The 14,254-nt window shown below is 67.3% G+C and carries 14 protein-coding genes; 3 read left to right on the top strand and 11 right to left on the bottom strand.

Translation table 11 applies throughout. The features are described 5' to 3' along the window. Nucleotides 1–5 precede the first annotated feature (5 nt). Both QE379_RS07585 and QE379_RS07580 read left to right on the top strand, forming a co-directional pair. Nucleotides 6–1,592 carry a sensor histidine kinase gene (locus QE379_RS07585; RefSeq protein WP_373461743.1) on the top strand — a complete coding sequence of 529 codons (1,587 nt, stop codon included), beginning with the start codon at nt 6–8 and terminating at the stop codon, nt 1,590–1,592. Nucleotides 1,593–1,854: 262 nt separating this feature from the next. Continuing rightward, entirely contained in the window at nt 1,855–1,989 is a 135-nt protein-coding gene (locus QE379_RS07580) for an entericidin A/B family lipoprotein (protein ID WP_007405456.1), read from the top strand. A 250-nt stretch (nt 1,990–2,239) separates the two neighbouring features. On the opposite strand, the gene tatC is transcribed toward QE379_RS07580, so the two are convergent. The 8 genes from tatC to argS all read right to left on the bottom strand — a co-directional run bounded on the left by tatC (nt 2,240) and on the right by argS (nt 8,833). Beyond that, nucleotides 2,240–3,025, bottom strand: coding sequence for a twin-arginine translocase subunit TatC (tatC, locus tag QE379_RS07575; protein ID WP_267434816.1), 786 nt, complete (start codon nt 3,023–3,025; stop codon nt 2,240–2,242). Further along, nucleotides 3,022–3,453, bottom strand: coding sequence for a Sec-independent protein translocase protein TatB (tatB, locus tag QE379_RS07570; RefSeq protein WP_306999368.1), 432 nt, complete (start codon nt 3,451–3,453; stop codon nt 3,022–3,024). Before tatB ends, tatC begins: the two co-directional genes overlap by 4 nt. Nucleotides 3,454–3,482: 29 nt before the next feature. After that, nucleotides 3,483–3,719: a Sec-independent protein translocase subunit TatA gene (locus QE379_RS07565; protein ID WP_007405493.1), complete on the bottom strand. Its 237-nt coding sequence runs from the start codon at nt 3,717–3,719 to the stop codon at nt 3,483–3,485. Between the two features lie 141 nt (nt 3,720–3,860). Then, nucleotides 3,861–4,469, bottom strand: coding sequence for an SMC-Scp complex subunit ScpB (gene scpB, locus QE379_RS07560; protein WP_306999366.1), 609 nt, complete (start codon nt 4,467–4,469; stop codon nt 3,861–3,863). Further along, nucleotides 4,466–5,188 carry a ScpA family protein gene (locus tag QE379_RS07555; RefSeq protein WP_306999364.1) on the bottom strand — a complete coding sequence of 241 codons (723 nt, stop codon included), beginning with the start codon at nt 5,186–5,188 and terminating at the stop codon, nt 4,466–4,468. Before QE379_RS07555 ends, scpB begins: the two co-directional genes overlap by 4 nt. A 111-nt stretch (nt 5,189–5,299) precedes the next feature. After that, nucleotides 5,300–6,304: a glycoside hydrolase family 3 N-terminal domain-containing protein gene (locus QE379_RS07550; RefSeq protein WP_306999361.1), complete on the bottom strand. Its 1,005-nt coding sequence runs from the start codon at nt 6,302–6,304 to the stop codon at nt 5,300–5,302. A gap of 52 nt (nt 6,305–6,356) precedes the next feature. After that, nucleotides 6,357–7,097: an SPOR domain-containing protein gene (locus QE379_RS07545; protein ID WP_306999359.1), complete on the bottom strand. Its 741-nt coding sequence runs from the start codon at nt 7,095–7,097 to the stop codon at nt 6,357–6,359. Beyond that, entirely contained in the window at nt 7,097–8,833 is a 1,737-nt protein-coding gene (argS, locus tag QE379_RS07540; RefSeq protein ID WP_307003132.1) for an arginine--tRNA ligase, read from the bottom strand. The genes QE379_RS07545 and argS overlap by 1 nt, the downstream gene beginning before the upstream one ends. A 231-nt stretch (nt 8,834–9,064) precedes the next feature. Between argS and QE379_RS07535 the strand changes: the two genes are divergently transcribed. After that, entirely contained in the window at nt 9,065–9,364 is a 300-nt protein-coding gene (locus tag QE379_RS07535; RefSeq protein WP_306999357.1) for a hypothetical protein, read from the top strand. A 375-nt stretch (nt 9,365–9,739) separates the two neighbouring features. Here QE379_RS07535 and QE379_RS07530 read toward each other — a convergent pair whose 3' ends face one another. The 3 genes from QE379_RS07530 to QE379_RS07520 form a co-directional block, all read right to left on the bottom strand. Then, nucleotides 9,740–10,360 (bottom strand): DUF4240 domain-containing protein, encoded by a 621-nt coding sequence (locus tag QE379_RS07530; RefSeq protein ID WP_306999355.1) that lies wholly within the window; start codon nt 10,358–10,360, stop codon nt 9,740–9,742. Between the two features lie 72 nt (nt 10,361–10,432). Beyond that, nucleotides 10,433–11,599, bottom strand: coding sequence for a deoxyguanosinetriphosphate triphosphohydrolase (locus QE379_RS07525; protein ID WP_306999353.1), 1,167 nt, complete (start codon nt 11,597–11,599; stop codon nt 10,433–10,435). Nucleotides 11,600–11,607: 8 nt separating this feature from the next. Next, nucleotides 11,608–13,728 carry an SPOR domain-containing protein gene (locus QE379_RS07520; protein WP_306999351.1) on the bottom strand — a complete coding sequence of 707 codons (2,121 nt, stop codon included), beginning with the start codon at nt 13,726–13,728 and terminating at the stop codon, nt 11,608–11,610. Between the last annotated feature and the right edge of the window lie 526 nt (nt 13,729–14,254).

Raw genomic sequence — 14,254 nt, 5'->3', positions numbered from 1 at the left:
GCCGCATGGCCAGCGCACCATCCCAAGACACAGAGGTTCCCGAACGCCTCCGCCCCGCCCCGCCGCGTTTGACGACGGGCGCGAAACTCGTTTTCGTTCTTGGCGGTACCCTGTTGATCCTGGCCGCCATCGCGGTCTTCGCCACGCTCCAGACGACGCGGCTCGCCGATAGCGAGGCCAGCGGCCGGTTGCGCATCGCCGCGAACGAGGACGCGCGTGCCATCGCCACCGAGTTGATGGGCGACATGACCGCGCTGCGCGTCGCGGTCCGCGCCATGGGCCAGGACCCGCTCGACACGCCGAGCTGCGCACGGGCACAGGGCGTCTTCGCCCAGCAGTCGCTGACCGGCGCGCGGTTCCTGATCACCGATCGTTCGGGGCGGACGCTGTGCGGCGATCCCCTGCCCGCCGCGCTGCCCATGCCGGTCAGCGGATCGCCGATCGGGGCCGACATCCTGCCGGGCAAGGGACTGGTCCTGTCGGTCGCGCATCAGGATGGACGGGCCCAGGCCCGCGCCTTCTTCCCGCTGCCCTTCCTTCAATCGCTGATCGATCAGAACAGCCATGCCAGCCCGATCGCCTCGGCACTGGAGCTGGACGGTGAATCGCTGACCCTGGAGGACATGCCGAAGCGCGGGGCGCTGGAGCGGATGAAGTCCATCCGCACCGACCTGGGCATTGCGGGCCTGGTCCTGCGCACCTCGGCGCCGAGTGCCCCCATCACCTCGTCGCTGATCGTCGCGCTGGCGCTGCCGCTGCTGATGTGGCTGGCGGCGGTGCTGATCGGATGGTTCGTGGTGGACCGGCTGCTCATCCGGCCGCTCCGCCAGTTGCGGGGCATCGTCGCCACCTATCAGCCCGGCGAAGTCCTGGACATCAGTCGGGTCGAGGCGGCCCCCGCCCAGGAAATCCGCGACCTGGCCGACACATTCGAGGCGATCACCCGGACCGTCGCCACCCATGAGGCGGGGCTTGCCGAAGGACTGGTACGCCAGACCAAATTGACCCGCGAGGTGCATCACCGGGTCAAGAACAACCTTCAGGTCATCTCCAGCCTCATCAACTTCCACGCGCGCGGCGCGACGGGCCCCGAGGCGATGGCGGCCTATTCCTCGATCCAGCGGCGGGTCGATGCCTTGGCGGTCGTCCACCGCCATCATTTCGCCGAGCTGGAAGAAAATCGCGGGCTGAACCTGCGCACGATGATCGGCGAGTTGGCCGCCAATATCCGCGCCACCGCGCCGGAGAATGCCGCCGGGATCGGCATCTCGCTCGACGTTGCGCCGTTGCTGGTCAACCAGGACGTGGCGGTCGCCGTCGCGTTCCTCGTGACCGAGACGATCGAACTGGCGATGAACTGCGACCCAGCGGCGCAGATCCGCGTCGCGATCAAGCCTACCGAGCGGGAGGGTCGTGCGGTAGTCCGGGTCGTATCGCGCGCCCTGGTCGAAACCGACGAGCTTCGCCACCTGATCGGCAAGCGTTATGGCCGCGTGATGGAAGGGCTGGCACGACAGCTTCGCGCCCCGCTGCACCATGATCCGCTGACCGGCGCCTATGAGATCGCCGTGCCGATCGTCGGGCGCGACTGACGTTCGGAAAAAGATTCGCAATTGCGAAAAAAGCCGGGAACCGACGGCCCGGCGGTGGGTTCTGCTCTTCGGATAGCGAACTTATGCCCCCCCGCTCTCGCTGTCCAAGACATAGGCCTGGAAGCGTCCACCCTCCCCCCCCCGGTGACGCTTCCAGGCCTTAATCTTTTTCACCGCCTTCCCCCGATCATCCGTGACAGCACCGGAACGAATGCCGTGTTGAGGCATTGGGCCGAGACGGATTTCGTAGAGGAGACAGAGAATGCGTAAGCTCATGGGTCTGGCGATCGTCGCCGGTGCGCTGCTGGTCAGCGCCTGCAACACCGTCGAAGGCGTGGGTCGCGACGTCAGCTCGGCGGGCAACACGGTCGCCAAGACGGCGGACGACGCCAAGTAAGCCCCTCACCCGGCTGACAGGCAAAAGGGCCTCGACGGACAGCGTCGGGGCCCTTTTTCGTTATGGAGTGGTGCCGGGGGGGAGTGAGGTCCCTTGGCCTTCGACTTCGCTCAGGCTGAACGGCGGTTGGGGATCATCGCCCCCCTCGCTCCGTTCAGCCTGAGCGAAGTCGAAGGCCACGCCCTGCCCCCACCCCAAACGAAAAGGGCCCCGACTTCCGTCGAGACCCTCCCCAAAAACCCGGAAGCGATCACGCCGTCGCGTCGGCATCCTCGACCGCGGCCTGTTTCGACCGCGACCGCTCGGTGAACCAGATACCGATGATCGCCAGCTCGTACAGGATGATCAGCGGCACCGCGAGCAGCACCTGCGACATCAGGTCGGGCGGGGTCAGCACCGCCGCGACCGCCGTCGCCGCGACGATCGCATAGCGCCGCGCACCGATCAGTTGCTTGCGCGTCACGATCCCCGCGCGCTCCAGCAGCATCAGCAGCACCGGCAGCAGAAACGCCAGGCCGAAGGCGAACAGGAACTGCATGATGAAGGACAGGTAATTGCCGATCGCGGGCAAGGCCTCTCGCCGCACGCCGCCGACCACGCCGTCAAAGCCCAGCAGGAAGTGCAGCGCCATCGGGATGGCGATGTAATAGGCCATCGCCGCGCCCATCAGGAACAGCACCGGCGTCGCCAGCAGGAAGGGCAACAGCGCGCGCTTTTCCTTGCGATACAGCCCCGGTGCCACGAACTGCCAAAGCTGGTTCGCGATCACCGGAAAGGCGATCATCACCGAGGCGAAGAAGGCGACCTTCACCTGGACGAAAAACGCCTCGAAAATCTCGGTATAGACCAGCTTGCCCTGCCCCGCCGCCAAGAGCGGCTTGGCCAGGAAGCCGAAGATCGATTCCGAAAAATACATCGACACGCCGAAGCCCAGCGCGATCGCGATGATGCAATAGAGCAGGCGGCGGCGCAGCTCGATCAGATGTTCGAGCAGGGGCGCGCGGCTGGCGTCGATCTCGTCATGATCCTCGCTCATGACGCCGCCCCCTCATTGGGACGCGGGCCATGCGGCGCGGGCTCGGCGGGTGCGGGAGCGACGACCGGCTTTTCGACCATGACCGGCTGGTCGCTATGGTCCTGATGCGCCGCCTGGTCCCCGTCCGCCGCATGGGCCGCGGGTTCGGAACCGGCATGGGGGGCGTCGAGCGCAGGAGCGGACGGCGCGTCGGCGGCATGTTCGCGCATGATGCGCTCATTCTCCGCCGCCCAGCGCTTCTCCATTTCCTCCAGCTCGGCTTCGCGCACCATATTGTCGAAGCCCTGCCGGAACTGGCGCGACACGCCACGCGCCTTGCCCACCCAATAGCCGACGACACGCATCGCCTTGGGCAAATCCTTGGGACCGATCACGACCAGCGCCACGATGGCGACCAGCAGGAACTCGCTCGAGTCGATGTTGAACATGAAAATCCGGTGTTAGAAGGCGAACCGGATCAACGATCGTCGCGCACGCGCTCGCCATCGCGGTCGAAGGCGGGCTCGGCGGACTTCTGCGCCTCGATCCGCGCCGATGGCTTGGCGGGCTTCTCGTCTTCCTCGGCCATGCCCTTCTTGAAGTTCTTCACACCCTTGGCGACGTCGCCCATCAGGTTGGAGAAGCGGCCACCGCCGAGCAGAAGGATCGCGACGATCGCGAGGACGAGAAGGTGAATCGGGCTGAAGCTGCCCATGGCACGTCTCCTAGGAATCTATCATCTATCTAGGCCTTGGCATCGCCAGCGGCAATGGTCGAGCGATGCGAACGGCACGATGAGGATGAGGTGGTGCCGTGGCGGAGCATTGTGACGCGGCCATGACGCAAAGGAAAGCGATCAATCGTCCTGGCCGTCATCGTCGCGCGCATCGGCGGGCCTGTCGTCCTCGCCCATCCGCTCCAGCGCCAGATCGACCGGATCGAGCAGCCCGGCGGCGCGCAGATCCTCGATCCCGGGCAGGTCGCGTCGGCTGGTCAGCCCGAAATGCTGGAGGAAGGCTGGCGTCGTCGCATAGAGGAGCGGCCGCCCCGGCACCTCGCGCCGCCCGGCGGGGCGGACCCAGCCCGCCTCCATCAGCACGTCGAGCGTGCCCTTGGAAATGGCGACGCCGCGAATCGCCTCGATCTCCGCGCGGCTGACGGGTTCGTGATAGGCGATGATCGCCAGCGTCTCGATCCCGGCACGAGACAGTCGCCGCGCCTCCTCGCGGTCGCGGCGGAGCAGATGCGCCAGATCGGGCGCGGTCTGGAAATGCCAGCGGTCGCCGCGACGGACCAACGTGATCCCCCGCCCGCGATACTGTTCTTCCAGCGTATCGAGCGCGGATCGGATGTCGCCGCCCTTGCCGGTGCCGACATAGGCGCGGATCGAATCGAGGCTCATCGGCTCGGGCGAGGCGAACAGCACCGCCTCCACCGCGCGGACGACCGGGTCGATCGGGCTCATGCGGGCTGACGGATCAGCAGCGGCGCGAAGGGGGCAGTCTGGCAGAGTTCCACCTTACCCTGACGCGCCAGTTCCAGCACCGCCAGGAAGCTCGACGCCAGCGCCGACCGACGCAGCCGCTCGCTGCCGTCCGGCAGGAAGGTCTCGATCGCCGACCAGTCGATGCGGCTGCCGACCAGCATCGACACCCGCTCCAGCGCGGCCTCCAGCGTCATCACCTGCCGGTCGGCGACGACATGCATCACCGGGCGGGTGCGGGCGTTGATCCGGCCATAGGCGGCAATCAGGTCATAGAGTTCGGCTTGCCACATCGCCTTGCGCTGCACCGCCAGCCCTTCGGGCGCGCCGCGCGGGAAGACGTCGCGTCCCAGCCGATCGCGCGCCATCAATCGCGCGCCCGCCTCGCGCATCGCCGCCAGCCGTTCGAGCCGGAGTTGCAGGCGCAGCGCCATCTCTTCCGGATCGGGCTCCTCTTCGGGCTGGCGCGGCAGCAGCAGCGCGGATTTGAGATAGGCGAGCCACGCCGCCATCACCAGATAATCGGCGGCCAGTTCCAGCTGCATCCGCCCCGCCCGATCGACGAAGCGCAGAAATTGCTCGACCAAGGCGAGGATGGAAATCTGTCGCAGATCGACCTTTTGCGACCGCGCGAGCGACAGCAACAGGTCCAACGGCCCTTCCCACCCGTCCAGATCGAGCGTCAGCTGTTCCCCCGTCATCGAACGGAACCTTAGCCTGAGGCAACCCTATTGGCGAGCCATGGTCGATCATTCCTTCTCCCGTGGATCGGGGAGAGGGAAAAGAAGGACCTATCTGAATGTCGATCGCTGCTAGTTGACGAGGGCCAAGAGCGCGTCGCGGCGGGCGATCAGTTCGTCGAAATCACCCTCGCCCGGTCCGACGCTCGCCATTGCGCGGTCCAGCCGGGCGCGGGCCTGTTCGGTGATCGGGGGCACGCGGCCCGCAATCTCGACCATCTCGTCCATCCGCGCCCAGCAATCCAGGACCAGATCGCACCCCGCCGACAGGGCTCCCGCCGCCTTCTCGCCTGCGGTGCCGGACAACGCCTTCATGTCGATATCGTCGGTCATCAGCAGTCCGTCGAAACCGATCCGCTGGCGAATGACCTGCTCGACGATGACCGGCGACAGGGTCGCGGGGCGCTCGGCATCCCATGCCTGAAAGACGATATGGCTGGTCATGCCCATCGGCGCGGCGTTCAGGGTGCGGAAGGGTTCCAGATCGGCCTCCAGTTCCGTCTCGTTGGCGGTGACGGTGGGGAGCAGATGGTGGGAATCGACCAGCGCGCGGCCATGGCCCGGCATGTGCTTGACCACGCCGACCACGCCCCCCGCCGCCAGCCCCTCCAGCATCGCCCGGCCCAGCGCGGCGACCTGCATCGGCTCGGCCCCATAAGCGCGGCAGGCGATCGCCTCGGTCGTGTCGGCTTGCGCGACGTCGAGCAAGGGTGCGCAATCGACGGTGATCCCGACTTCGCGCAACATTACGCCCAGTGCCTGGCCATTGGCGCGCATCGCCTGGATCGCCGACATGGGCGCGGTGCCATAGAGTCTGGCGAAGGCCGGTCCCGCCGGGAAAGCGGGCCATTCGGGCGGCCCCATCCGGGCGACGCGGCCCCCTTCCTGATCGATCAGGATCGCCAGATCCTCCCGTCCCGCCAGCACGCGCAGATCGTCGGTCAGCGCGCGGACCTGTGCGCGATCGACGATATTACGCTTGAACAGGATATAGCCCGCCGGTTCGACCGAGGCAAAGAAGGCGCGCTCGTCGGGGGTCAGCACCGGGCCCGACAGGCCGAAGATAACGGGGATCATGGCAACAGGCTCCGGCCCCCCGCCCGGCATGGCGGGCGGAGGGCGTGATCGATCAGCTGGCGACGAAGCAGCTTTCGCCCGCCACGCGAAGGCGGCCGCAGATATTGGCGGCCTGGTTGGCCGAACCGGCATTCACCCGCAGACGGTACAGCGTCTTGCCGTTCGACTCGACGGGCTGGACCACCTTGCCCAGCGCCGCGACATAGGAGAAGCGCTTCGAGAAGCGGTCCCAGGCGGCGTTGGCCGAGGACTCGCTGGGATAGGCGCCCAGTTGCACCATCGCGCCGTTGGCGGTCGGTGCGGCGGCGGGGGCGCGGGCGGCGGTGACCGGCGCGGGGGCGACCAGCTTGCCGCCCGATTCGGGCACCTGTGCCACGGCATTGCGACCGCCATTGGGCTCGGCAGGCTTCTGGACGACGCGGGTGCCGTTCATCGGTGCCTCGGGCACGGCGCGCAAATCGATCGCCCCGTTGCCACCGGGCTTGCCCGCGCTGGTCGCGATGGCGGTATTGCCCTCGCCCTTCACCTTCAGCCCGCCCGGATCGGCCGGACGCACCTTGTAATCGCCCTCCGGCGCGGCGATCAGCGCACCGCCGCCGTCCGCCGCCGCGCTATGCGCCTGCCATTTGTACAGGCCGAAGCCGACCGCCGCGAGGAAGGCGAGGCCCAGTATGACCAGCGCCACCACCTTGCCGATGCCGACGCCCTCGGGCTCGTCCGGCTCGACGGTTTCCAGCCAGGGAAGGCGATCCTCTTCCCGGTCGTCGCCGCGCAGGTTCATCTCGTTCGCCATCACTTCATCTCCGAAACCGCTTCGACACCCATGAGCGCCAAACCGTTACGAATGATTTGCCCGATCCCGTCGCTGAGGAAAAGACGCGCGCGCGTGACCTCGGCATTCTCGGCGATCAGGAAGCGGCGGTCGGGACGGTCGTTACCGACATTCCACGCCGCATGGAAAGCCGCCGCCAGATCATAGAGATAAAAGGCGATTCGATGCGGCTCGCGCGCCGCCGCCGCCGTCTCGACGATGCGCGGGAACTGCGCCGCCAGCTTCACCAGCGCCAGGTCTTCCGTATCAAGCAGGGACAGGTCGGCCGCGCCGCCCCCATTGTCCAGGCTGATACCCGCCTCCGCCGCGCGCCGCTTCAGCGAGGCGATACGGGCATGGGCGTATTGCACGTAGAAGACCGGATTGTCCTTCGACGCCTCGACCACCTTGGCGAAGTCGAAGTCCATTTGCGCGTCCGAGCGCCGGGTCAGCATGGTGAAGCGCACCACATCCTTGCCGACCTCGCGCACCACATCGGCGAGCGTCACGAAATTGCCCGCGCGCTTCGACATCTTCACCGGCTCGCCGCCGCGCAGCAGGCGGACCATCTGGACCAGCTTCACGTCGAACTTGGTCTTGCCGCCGGTTAGCGCCTCGACCGCCGCCACGATCCGCTTGACGGTGCCCGCATGGTCGGCGCCCCAGATGTCGATCAACTGGTCCGCCGTCTGTGCCTTCTGGTAATGATAGGCCAGGTCGGCGCCGAAATAGGTCCAGGCGCCGTTCGACTTCTTGATCGGGCGGTCCTGGTCGTCGCCGAACTGGCTGGAGCGGAACAGCGGCAGTTCGACCGGCTCCCAATCCTCGGGCGTCTCGCCCTTGGGAGCCTCCAGCACGCCGTCATAGACCAGGCCGCGCGACCGCAATTCGGCCTCGGCGGCCTCGGGCTTGCCCGCTGCCTGCAACTCTGCCTCGGAGGAAAACAGGTCGTGATGGATGCCGAGCAGCGCCAGATCCTCGCGGATCATCGCCATCATCGCCGCCACCGCGCGGGTGCGGAACAGGATCAGCCATTCGCTCTCCGGCGCGGACACGTAACAGTCGCCATATTCGGCGGCGAGTTCGGCACCGATCGGCTTCAGATACTCGCCCGGATAGAGCCCCTCGGGGATTTCGATCGTCGCGCCCAGCGCCTCGCGGTAGCGCAGATGCGCCGAGCGGGCGAGGACGTCGACCTGCCCGCCCGCATCGTTGACATAATATTCGCGGATGACCTTGTGCCCCGCAAACTCCAGCAGGGTAGCGAGCGCGTCGCCCACCACCGCGCCGCGGCAATGGCCCATATGCATCGGGCCGGTCGGATTGGCCGAGACATATTCGATATTGACGGTCACGCCAGCCCCGCGCGTCGATCGGCCATAGTCGGCCCCCGCCTGCGGGATCGCAGCCAGCTCGTCGCGCCATGCCGCATCGGTCAGTCGCATGTTGAGAAAGCCCGGCCCCGCGACCGAGACGCTCTCCACTTCGTCCAGCTTGCCCAGTTCGGCCGCGATGGCCTCCGCCAGCGCGCGGGGGTTGGTTCCGGCAGGCTTGGCGAGCACCATCGCGGCGTTGGTGGCGAGGTCGCCATGGCTCGCGTCGCGCGGCGGCTCGACCGTGACGTTGCGGCGATCCAGCCCGCCGGGCAACGTGCCGGCGGCGACCAGCGTGTCCAGCGCCGCATCGATATGCGCGGCAAAGCGGGTGTAGAGCGTCATCACATCGTCCGATCGGGGTAGCAAAGCGTTGCGCTCTAGCGAAATCGGAGCCCGGCTTCAAATCATGCCTTGATGGCCTGATCGGGCGATTGCGCGCAGTGCACTCGATCGGAAATCCTTTGCAGTTGCCGCCCATGCTGCAACGCAATATTTCGGTATACGAAAGTTTAAGCGCGAAAACGCGCGAGAGGACCTGATCCGGCTCAACGCCAACAAGCGGGAGTTTCGATCATGCGCAAGACCATCCTGACCCTGGCCGCCATCGCCGCGACCGCCATCCCCACCGTCGGTGCCGTCGCCGCCGAGGGCGAGAAGTCGTTCGTCCATGAAGGCAGCACCTATGTCTACACCCGCACCAACGCGAACGGCCAAGCCGTGATCGAAGGCCGCCGCTATCCGGGCAACGAGCCGTTCCGCTTCGTCGTGAAGGGCCACCGCGTGACCGGCACGACCGGCAACACCCAGGTTTCGTTCACCACCGACGAAGCCCGTGGCGCACTCGGCTCGGGCGTCGAGACCAGCGCTCGCTGATCCGACTTCCCTTTCTTGGGGAACGGCCCGCGTATCCGATGGGATGCGTGGGCCGTTTTCGTTTTAGGCTGCTTGCTTCCTTCTCGCCTCGATCAGGAAGGAAGACTGGGGGAGCCCGACAGGGTTCCGATCCAAGGGGGATCAGCATTCGTCAGCGTGAAGCTTCAAGCGAAGACGCCAACTTTTTTGCGCGCAGAGGCGCAGAGGACGCAGAGAAATCAGGCAGGCGCGGCACCGCGCCTCACTATTCGTCGTATGGCAAAGAAAATGGACTGCCATCGCCCCGGGCACCACATCTCTGCGCCCTCCGCGCCTCCGCGCGAACACATTCTTCGCGTCTTCGCGTCTTCGTGTGAAAATGAATCTCGATCCGCCTTAAAACCAGCTTCCGAAACGCTTCCAAAGCCCAGGGTAGCGCTTGGCGAGTTCCGCCGAATCCTCACGAAACGGCTCGCCGACCGGCTGGCTCGGGTATGACCGTCCGTCCGCCCCCGGCATGCGCGTGACCGCCTGCCCGGTCTTCGCCGACCAGACCTCCCCCGCGACATAGGCGAAGGATTCGAACTCCAGATCGTCATCCGCGTCCGGGATCGCCAGTTCGGCCAATCCATCGGGATCGGCGAGAACCTTGACATAGGCGCTGTGCCCCTGTGCGATCAGCCAGCTTCGGAAATATTCGAACCCGTCATCCGACGCCCCGCCCTTGGCGACATAGGCGGCACCCCATAGGTCCCAGCGATAGGCCCCGATCATCGCCTCGTCGAAATATCCCTGAAACGCGACGATCTGCGCAGGGGTCAGCCGATTGAGCGAGGCGCGAAGGTCCGCCATTTGCGCGTCCGCATCCGTGCGCCAGATGGCGGAGTGATCGACCAGCGCCCAAAAATCGTCGCGGCTCAATGGTCCGGCGCCGATGCTGACGGGGCTGGGCTTGCCGCTTTTCGCCGCACGGGCGCCGCCTGCATAAGCGAAGAGCATCGCCAGCGCCGCTGCCACGATGCCCAAGACAAGAATTTCTCTCACCCCCATTACCCTGATCCACTCCCCGATACGCCCTTGATCGCGGCGTCAAAAGCCCTCCGGCAGGTCGATGTCGCCCACCACCTGCTGATAGCACCGCACGGCATAGCGATCGGTCATGCCCGCAATGAAGTCTGCGATATGCCGACTGCGCGCGGGCTCTTCCTCGGGCAAGCGCTCCCGCCATTCCTCGGGAAGTTGGGACGGGTCGGCGCGATAGGCCGCGAACAGCCCCTTCACGATGCCATGCGCCGCATCCGCCGCCGCCAACTGGCGCGGGTGGTGATAGAGATTGGCGTACATGAAGCGCTTCAGGTCGCGCTCCTCGACCCGCATCGCATCCGAAAAGCCGACCAGCGCCCGGCCCGCCGCGCGAACGTCCGCCACGTCCCCCACCCCGCTCTCGGCGATGCGGGTGCGCGTTTCGGCGACCAGATCATTGACCATCACCCCGATCTGCGACCGGATGAGTTCGCTTGCCAGCCTTTTGGGGGCGACATCGGGGAATTGCGCCCGCGCCGTATCCCAGCCGCGCGCGACCAGGGGCACCGCCAGCAACTGGTCGAGCGTCAACAGCCCCGCGCGCAAGCCGTCATCGATATCGTGATTGTCATAGGCAATGTCGTCGGCCAGCGCCGCGACCTGCGCCTCCAGCGAGGCATGGCTTTCCAGATCGAGCGGAAAGCCCGCATCCGCCTCACGGAGTGCCCAGCCGGGATGGCGCACCGGGCCGTTATGCTTGGCCAACCCCTCCAGCGTCTCCCAACTGAGGTTCAGTCCATCCCAGCGCGGATAGGGCCGCTCGATCTCGGTCAGGGTGCGCAGCGTATGGCCGTTATGGTCGAAGCCGCCATGATCGGCCAAAGCGGCCTTCAGCGCATCCTCACCCGCATGGCCGAAGGGCGGATGGCCGATATCATGCGCCAGGCATAGCGCCTCGGTCAGATCCTCGTTCAGCCCCAGGGTGCGGGCGATGGTCCGACCGATCTGCGCCACCTCCAGGCTGTGGGTCAAGCGGACGCGGAAATGATCGCCATCGGGGGCCATGAACACCTGCGTCTTGTGGCGCAGGCGTCGAAAGCTGATCGAATGGATGATCCGGTCACGGTCGCGCTGAAAGGCATCGCGCGGCCCGCGTTCCAGCCCCTGGGCCTCGCCATGGCGACGCCCCCGGCTCTGGTCGGGATAGGAGGCCCAGGGGGCGAAGCGGGTCATGACGATGCTTATTTCGCGTCGAGCCGAGTGACCGCCTGCCCCGCCTCGCTGGTCACCGGGAAGGCCGACACACCCTTTTTCGCCAGTTGGTTGACGAAGGCGCGGGCTTCCTCATCCGTCTTGAACGGTCCCGTCAGCACGCGGTGGGTGGCGCGAAGCGGGGTCTTGTACCCCTGACGCCCGGCAAAGACAGTCGGCGCCTTGGCCTTGGTCGCGGCCCAGGCCTTGGCCAGGTCATCCTCGTTCGCGCCGCCCGCGACCTGCACCCAGATCCGCTCGGGATTGGCACGCGCGCGCTTCTTCTCCTCCGCCTCGGCCTTGTCGGCGAGCGCCTTCTTGGCGGCTTCGGCCTTTTTGGCGGCCAGCGCCTTTTTATCGGCCGCGGCCTTGGCGGCGGCGGCCTTGCGCTCGGCGGCGGTGGGCGTGCGGGGGGCCGGATCGATGGTTTCGGCGGCCTTTTCGCGCGCCGCCTCGTCCCGTTCGGCCTTGGCCCGCGCCTCCGCCAGAACGCGCTGCGAGCCGCTGTTCAGCGGCGCGTTGGCGGCGACGGCGGCGGGACGCTCGGGCCCCTCCACACCGAGTTCGGACGCCGGGATGGACAGATTGGCGACGATCCGCGCCAGGACCGAATCCTCGCGCACCGCATGCGCCGCGGCGAGAGACGGGCGGCGGGTCGTGGCGCGCGTCGGACGCGGGGCGGGCGTGACGGTCTTTTCCGGTTCCGCCGCCGCGACGGCCACCGGCGCCGGGGTCGGCTCGCGGACGGGCGCGGGCTCGGGCGCGGGCGACGCGGCTTCCGCCATGCGCACGGGGGCGGGGGTTTCGACCGTCGCGGGCAAGGGCTGGACCATAGCAGTCGAGCCGCTGGTCGAGGGCGCCACGATCGGCTGCGCAGCGGGCAGCGGCTGGATCACGCCACGCGGCGGCGTATTCGACGCCACGGTGACGGGCGGGCGATTTCCTGCGATCCCGCTGGGCGATGGCGCGGTCGGCAAGGTGCTGACGAAGCCGGGCAAGGGCTGGACCATTTGCCTCGGCGGCGTCGCCGCGACCATGCGGGGTTCCGAAGTCGGCACGGGAGTGGGATTGGCCGCCGCCGGAGCCGGCAGCGCCGCCACCTGCGTCGGGGTCGCCGTCACGGGCGGAGTCGGCGTCTGACTGGCCGTGACGGGGGTCGTGGGCTGCGGGGTTGCCGCCGCCATCGCGACGCCACGATTGCCGCGCGACGATCGCCCGCCCCGCCGCCGCTCTTCGCGCGTCGTCACCGGCGCGGCGACCGTAACCGGCGCCGCCGCCCGGGCCGATGCCAGCGCGACGGGTTCGGGGGTCAGCGCGGGCAGATTGGGGGCCAGCTTCGCATCCGCCAGCCGCTCCGGCGTGGCGCGGGTCTCCCCGAAATGCACGGCGAAGGCGCGATCGACGGCGGGCAGGCTCGGCAGGCGCTGGAAAAAGGGTTGCAGCCCCTGCGCGAGTTGCGGGGGCATCATGGTGCTGGCGATCCGCGTCGCTTCGGGCAGGTCGCCGCCCATCGCCAGGATGAAGGCACGTGCCCGCCATGCCGCGCGGTCGGTCTTGCGCAGCAGCGGATCGAGCTGTTCCAACGCCTGTTCGCGCTGCCCCGAAATACCCAGCGACAGGGCGTAGCGACGAATGACCTCGTCATTCGCGCCATTGGCCAGCGCCAGCCGATAATCGCGCTGCGCCCGCCCCTGATCGCCGATCAGGTCATAGGCAAGGCCGCGGTCGGCGGCGAACTTCGCTGGCGCAAGCCCCGCCGCCTCCGCCTGGGCGAAATAGCGCAGCGCCTCGCCCGGCCGTTCCGACCGCACCAGGATCGAGGCCATGCCCGCCTTCACGCGCGGATCGCGGGCATCGACCTTCTCGGCGCGCGCCAGCAGGGACGCCGCGCCGGACAGGTCGTCGAGATGGATAGACAGCTCGGCGGCCTCGACCAGCGCATCGACATTGCGGGGGTTCTGCGCGACACGGCGCATCACGTCCCCCAGCTTGTCGGCATCGGTGGTGCCGGGGAGTGGCTGAACCACCTCCTGCGCGAGGAGGGGCGCGGGCGCGGCGGCAATGGCCAGCGCGAGCGCGAGCGAGGCGCGGGGAAAGATTGCGAACGTCATGGGACCATCACCCATAAAGCGCGTTTTCCCGCGCGCGGCAATGCCCATCGCATACCCCGCGCGCCCGAGCGCTCCGGGCAGTCGACCAACAGGCCGATCGGGTGGCAGACGGTTTGGGGCACGGACTGGCGATCGTCGGGATCATGGTCCGTTTCGAGTAGGCTGCGGTGCCGAGCGCCCCTTGGTCGTTGGTCGATCGACGTTCGTGCCCTTCCCGCGCAAAACTGCCGCGACCGGGTCAGGTTGAATCGACATTCATCGCTCTGGAAACCCAAGCGAAGACGCCAAGCCCTTTTTTTGCGCGCAGAGGCGCGGAGGACGCGGAGAAATCATGCTCGCGCGGCAGCGCGCCTCGTCAATACTAAGGCGGTAAGAATGGACCGACGTAACCGCGAGCACGACATCTCTGCGTCCTCCGCGCCTCCGCGCGAACATATTCTTCGCGTCTTCGCGTGAGAATGAATGTCGATCTGCTTCGGGATTCTGCGAAGAACCCCCAATCTTAGGAATGCCTGTTCCAACGACC

The sequence above is a fragment of the Sphingomonas sp. SORGH_AS_0879 genome (assembly GCF_030819175.1).
GTDB lineage: Bacteria > Pseudomonadota > Alphaproteobacteria > Sphingomonadales > Sphingomonadaceae > Sphingomonas.
The sequence above is the reverse complement of the archived record's forward strand: the minus strand, read 5'-3'. Positions and strand labels throughout refer to the sequence as shown.